Raw genomic sequence first — 5,481 nt, forward strand, 5'->3', positions numbered from 1 at the left:
ATCATCCACCAGCTGCCGTGGTTCAAGGACGGCCGGTTCGCCGGCTTCGTCGAGATCTCGGTGCCGCTGCCGGCCGCGCCGCTGCCCCACTTCGACCGCGGGTAGGCGGGCCGCGGAAACGCGCAGAGACGCGCGGAGACACGCGGAGTCGCGCAGAGTCGCGCGGAAACGCGCAGAGACGCGAGGAAACGGGGGCCGGCGGATCGCCGGCCCCTTCGCTTTTCAGATCCCGCGCAGGTCGGTGCCGAGCTGCAGCACCCGCGCCGGGTCGGTGACGGCGCCGATCTTCACCGCGTAGCTCGTCTTCTGCTGGATGTCCTCGTCGGTGACGAAGTGCACGTCGAGCAGCCCCCGCGCGATCTTGCCGGTGCGCAGGTAGTTGACCTCCGCCAGCGCCTCGCTCCAGCCGTCGAGCCAGGTCTCGAGCGCCGCGCGCTGCGCCTCGTCGGCGCGGACGTGGATCAGCAGGTCGATGTCGCTCGCCGGGCCGGCGTTGGCGTTCTTCGTGCTGCCGAACAGGTAGACGGCGACGACGCCGTACTTGCGCGGGTCGAGCTGCGCCGCCAGCCGCTCCGCCATGCGGAAGCGCCAGCGCCAGTGGTCCTCCTCGGCGCGGGCCCGCGCCTGCGGCGCGCGCACCTCCGGCTCGCCCGCGGCGGCCGCCGCCGCGGCGGACCCCTCCGAGGGCACGCCGAGGAACGCCACCGCCTCGTCCAGCTCGGCGTTCATCAGCACGCGGAGCACCTGCCCGCCGGTCTCGGCGCGGACGTCCACGACGCGCACGACGTCGGCGAGGCGCGCCGCCTCGGGGACGAGGTCGCCGAGGACGTTCCGCGCGCAGCGCAGGAACTCCTCGTTGTAGACGATCCCCTCGTCGTCCGGGTAGAGCGGCAGGTAGCGGATCTGCGCCTCGACGAGGTCCTGGAAGAAGTGCGTGCCGAAGGAGAGGTCGGGGACGTAGTTCCCCTTCTTGCGCGCCACCTCGACGAGGATCGCGGTGTTGTTGATGTCGGAGTAGGTCACCGGCACGCCGAGGCGGATGTCGCCGCGGCTTCCCCAGCGGCCCGGGCCGATCAACGCGAACTGGCGCTTCGGCAGCAGCTTGTTGAGCCGCCCCACGACGCGGCCGACGTCGCGCAGCGTGTTCGGGTCGGGGATCTCGGCGTACCGCTCCGGATCGACGAACACGAGGTGGGTCAGGTCGGGCACGCGGCCGTTCGAGACGTAGCGCCGCGCGGTGAAGAGGACCTTCCCGTCGGGCAGGTCGCGCGGAATCCGCGCCGGGGAGTAGTCGGCGCCGTAGCTCTGCGGGCGGCACTGCAGCAGGTAGAAGTCCTCCCCGTCGTGGGCGAACTCGATGTCCACCGGCGCCGCCATCTTCTCGCGCAGCAGCGCCAGCAGCTCGCGCACGCGGGACACGAAGGCGGAGTCCTGCACCAGCCCGTCGAAGGTGAAGACCAGCTCGTCGCGCTCGAAGTCGAGGTCCGGCCCGACCGGGCGGCGCACGCGGTCGCCGTCGACGACGGAGATCATCTTCCGCACGCCGGGGTACTCGCCGCCGACCTCGCGCAGGAACTCCCGCGCCTCCACCGTCTCGAAGGCGTTCGTCTCGAGGTTGATCACGTCGATCCGCTTCGGCGAGTACTTGAGCGTCTCGTCCACGGTGACGTTGGCGCGCAGCCCCGGCTGCCCGGGGGCGATCAGCACCGGATAGTCGTCCGACACGCGGTCCACCGCGCGCGTGCCGAGCCCCGGGACGAGCCGGATCAGCCCGTCGCCGCGCTTGATCCGGGCCGACCAGCGGAACTCGTTGTTGTTGAACGCCACGCCGGCGCAGGCCGGCACCCAGTACTTGCCGACCCGCTTGCCGACGACCTCCTGCACGAGGATGCCCATCTCCTCGTGGACGTCGATCAGGTTGCGCTCGGTGCGGTACTCGAACGGGTCGGGACCGAAGACCGAGGCGTAGACCTCGGCGATCGCGTCCATCAGCGCCTCGAGCCGCGCCGTCTTCGGCCCCTGGTTGCCGAGGAACAGGCTCTTGTACTTGCCGGAGAAGGCCGAGCCGGTGCGGTCCTCGAGCAGGCTGGAGCTGCGGACGATGATCGGCGACTCGCCGAAGTCGTCGAGCGCGAGCGAGAGCCCCTTGGCGAGGACCGGCGGGAAGGATGAGTTCTTGAACAGCTGCACGAGGTGCGGGTACTCCTGCCGCACCTGCTCGATCTCCATGTACTTGCGGCTGAGCACGTCCTCGAGGTTGTTGTAGTGGACGAAGGTGTAGATGCCGTCGGAGGGGATGTACCAGGTCTTGGGGACCTTGATCTCCTTCAGCAGCGGGCTCGCCTCGGGCGAGTTCTCGATGATCTTCTTGGCGAGGAACAGGCCGGCGCCCTTGCCGCCCAGCTTGCCGTGGCAGCGCGGCGGCATGACGATCTTGCCGATCAGGCCGTAGAAGTCGTCGATGTGCACCGAGTTCTTGCAGGTGTTGACGAAGTCGAGCTGGTCGGAGAAGAAGCGCCGGGCGAGCGAGGCGCGCAGCCCCTGGCGGATCGAGCGCGAGAGGTCCGACTCGTCCACGTCGGCGTGGCGGTACCGCTCCAGCGCCTCGGAGATCTCCGAGAGCGGCGTGTCCTGGTTCTCCAGCGCGGTGACGAGGAAGCTCGACTTCTCCTCCTTGATCCAGCGCGCGAGGCAGGCGAGGATCTCCGCCTCGCCGAGGTGCTGGCCGGCGATGCCGAACGTCGTCTCGTAGAGGTCGAACCCGCCCATCTCCTCGCGCGGCAGCGGCCGGTTGACGTCGGCCGGGTCGTCTCCCTCGCGCGGCACGCCGCAGGAGGAGAACTGCAGCAGCTCGCGCGCCTCCTGCACGCCGGTCCAGCTGAGGTGGTTGATCATCTTCCGCGTGATCCGGGAGAGGAGCCCCGGGTCGGTGCCGCGGAGGAACTCGAGCACGACCCACCACTCGCGCTTCTCGGTGGCCGGGCTGCCGGCGAGCGCCGCCTGCCAGCCGTCGAACGCAGCGCGCAGCCGCCGCTCCATCAGCGCCTGCGAGAGCCGCTCGGCGACGGAGTCGATCAGCTTCCGCTCCTCCTTGAGGAACGGCCCCTCGTCGGCGCGCGGCATCTGCTGGCGGTAGGAGACCTCGACGGCGCCGATCGGCTGCCCCTGCACGATGATCTGCGCCGACTGCGCCCAGACGGAGTCCATGTGGTCCGGCGCCTGGATCACGCGGTCGTCGATCATGATCCGCGCCTCGCAGATCGCGGGGTACTGCCAGCCCGAGGGCAGGATGGCGATGATGCCGCGGCAGATCTCCTCGATCCCGAGGTCGCGGCGGGACAGCAGCTCGTCCACGCGGTAGAGGCAGTTCAGCTCCTTCGCCCGCTCCTGCAGCGTGCGGAGGATCTTCTCGACCTGGGTTCCTTCGGCGTTCATCCGGCCTCCGTCGTCCCCGTCAGTCGCGCGGCGCGAGGACGACTCCCCGCCCGCGCCGTCCGTCCACGCGCAGGTCCAGCGGCGCCGTGAGGCGGACGTGGCGCGTGTACCGCCCCTCCCGCGCGGCGGGCTGCGCGTCGAGCCACGCCCAGTCGATGCGGCGCGGCCCCTCGTGGCGCACCGTGAAGTAGGCCACGCCGAAGCTGGAGAGGTTGTGGAAGAAGTGCGAGCCCTGGCTCGGCTCGACGTTCATCTCCGGCAGGCTGGCCTCGATGATCGCCCGCGCGCCGGAGATCTGGCTCCAGGCGACGGGGATGCCGAGGCTGGCGTGCGAGCTGCCCCAGCGGCCGAAGCCGATCAGCAGATAGCCGCGCCCCTCGTCCACCAGCCCGCGGTTCACGATTTCCAGTTCCGCCGCGATCTCCGGCGTCGCCGCGGAATCGAAGCGGTCGGGGCGGACGTAGACGACGTCGCGCAGCGTGCCGTCCACGCCGTTCCCCATCGCCGCCTCGCTCGCCGCGACGGCGCGCGGGTCGTCGAGCAGCTCGTCCGGCAGGTCCACGAGCGTCGTCGAGACGACCATCGGCCGCACCTGCAGGAAGCCGAAGTGGACGCGCGTCGGCTCGCCGCGCCGTTCGACGAACGACGCCGCGAACTCGATCTCGACCTTCGCCGAGAGGGCGCGCTCCGCCGCGGCGAGGAGCGCGCGGACGGCTTCGTTGAGCGGGAACTCGCCGAGCGTCAGCAGCGGGGCGAAGTTGAGGATCCGCGGCCCGTCGGCGCCGATCCCCGGGACCACGCGGTCGCGCGCGCCGTCGTAGGTCGAGGCGACGTAGCGCAGCGCGCCGTCTTCCTCGGCGTCGGCGATGTCGGCCTCCGTCAGGTACTCGACCTCGTTGATCGGGTCGTAGGCGGGAGGCGCGCCCATGTTGACCGCCCAGAAGCGGGTCTGCGTCTCGGCGAGGTACTGGCGGATCGAGCCGAACGGCGGCGTCCGCCGCGGCTGCGCGGGGGAATAGTTCCAGGCCACGCCGCCGTCCACGATCGTCTTGCCGAGGCCGAGGGCGAGGTTGACCACGCCGTCCTCGGGATTGGCCCAGTTCGTCGGATAGAAGTTGTAGGAACGGGCGACGCCGGAGACGCCGGGGTAGAAGCGGTCGCCGTGCCGCCGGCCGACGACCTCCTGGATGATCGCGGCCATCTTCTCGTCGCCGACCGACTTCCCGGCGGCGACGCGGTAGTCGCGCGCCGCGCGGAAGTAGGTCGAGGCGTAGACGAACTTGACCGCCTCCGCCAGCCGCCGGAAGCGGGTGTCCGGATCGAGCTGGTTGTTGGGGATCATCTTCGTCGCGTAGACGCCGGCGAACGGCCGATAGAGCGCGTCCTCGAGCAGGCTCGAGGAACGGACGGCGAGCGGCGTGCGGACCGCCTCGATCAGCGCGCGGAGATCGCCGACCATCTCGACCGGCAACTCGGCGCGCTGGAACGCGGCGGCGAGGTTCTTGTCGTCCGGCTCCGCCTCCACGACCGCGCGGAGCCCGTTCCGCTCCATGAAGCGGTCGAAGTGGTCGGTGGCGACGACGGCCGAGGTCGGGATGGCGATTTCGACGCCGGGATAGGCGGCCGCGTCCAGCTCGCGGACGAGCACGTCGCGCATGAACGCCAAGCCGGCGGCCTTGCCGCCGAGCGAGCCGCCGCCGATCCGCGTGAACCGCTCGCTCCCGTCGAAGAAGCGGCGGTCGAACCGCGGAACGCCGCCGTCGTCGCCGCTTCGCGCCATCGCCACGCCCTCCCCGCGCCGCGGATAAGAAGAGGGGGCGGAACCTAAGGCCCGCCCCCTCCGCCGTCTTCACTGCGGGCCGCGTCCTATTGTCTCAGGCGCGGCCGCCTTTCGGAAACCCGCGGCGATCAAACCCAGCCGCGGTCCTTGCAGGCCTGCGCCACGCGGCTGATCGAGATCACGTACGCGGCGTCGCGCATGTAGAGCTTCTGCTTCCGGGCGAGCTCGGACACGGCGTGGTAGGCGGCCGTCATCTTGACGTCCAG

The 5,481-nt window shown here is 70.7% G+C and carries 3 protein-coding genes; all 3 read right to left on the reverse strand.

Going from position 1 to position 5,481, the window contains the following annotated elements; all coding sequences use genetic code 11:
- Positions 1 to 222: 222 nt before the first annotated feature.
- Positions 223 to 3,435, reverse strand: a complete 3,213-nt coding sequence (locus LLG88_04240; protein ID MCE5246115.1) for a nucleotidyltransferase domain-containing protein — start codon at positions 3,433 to 3,435, stop codon at positions 223 to 225.
- Between the two features lie 19 nt (positions 3,436 to 3,454).
- The gene (locus tag LLG88_04245; GenBank protein ID MCE5246116.1) at positions 3,455 to 5,215 is read right to left on the reverse strand and encodes a PEP/pyruvate-binding domain-containing protein; all 1,761 of its coding nucleotides are present in this window, start codon (positions 5,213 to 5,215) and stop codon (positions 3,455 to 3,457) included.
- Positions 5,216 to 5,343: 128 nt separating this feature from the next.
- Positions 5,344 to 5,481, reverse strand: a 138-nt coding sequence (locus LLG88_04250) for a glutamate dehydrogenase (GenBank protein MCE5246117.1), incomplete at its 5' end; no start/stop codon positions are given.

The organism is bacterium (assembly GCA_021372775.1).
GTDB lineage: Bacteria > Acidobacteriota > Polarisedimenticolia > J045 > J045 > JAJFTU01.

Excerpts from the sequence above, each read along its gene's own strand:
- LLG88_04240 (MCE5246115.1), bottom strand. The coding sequence starts at position 3,435 with ATGAACGCCGAAGGAACCCAGGTCGAGAAGATCCTCCGCACGCTGCAG.
- LLG88_04245 (MCE5246116.1), bottom strand. The coding sequence starts at position 5,215 with ATGGCGCGAAGCGGCGACGACGGCGGCGTTCCGCGGTTCGACCGCCGC.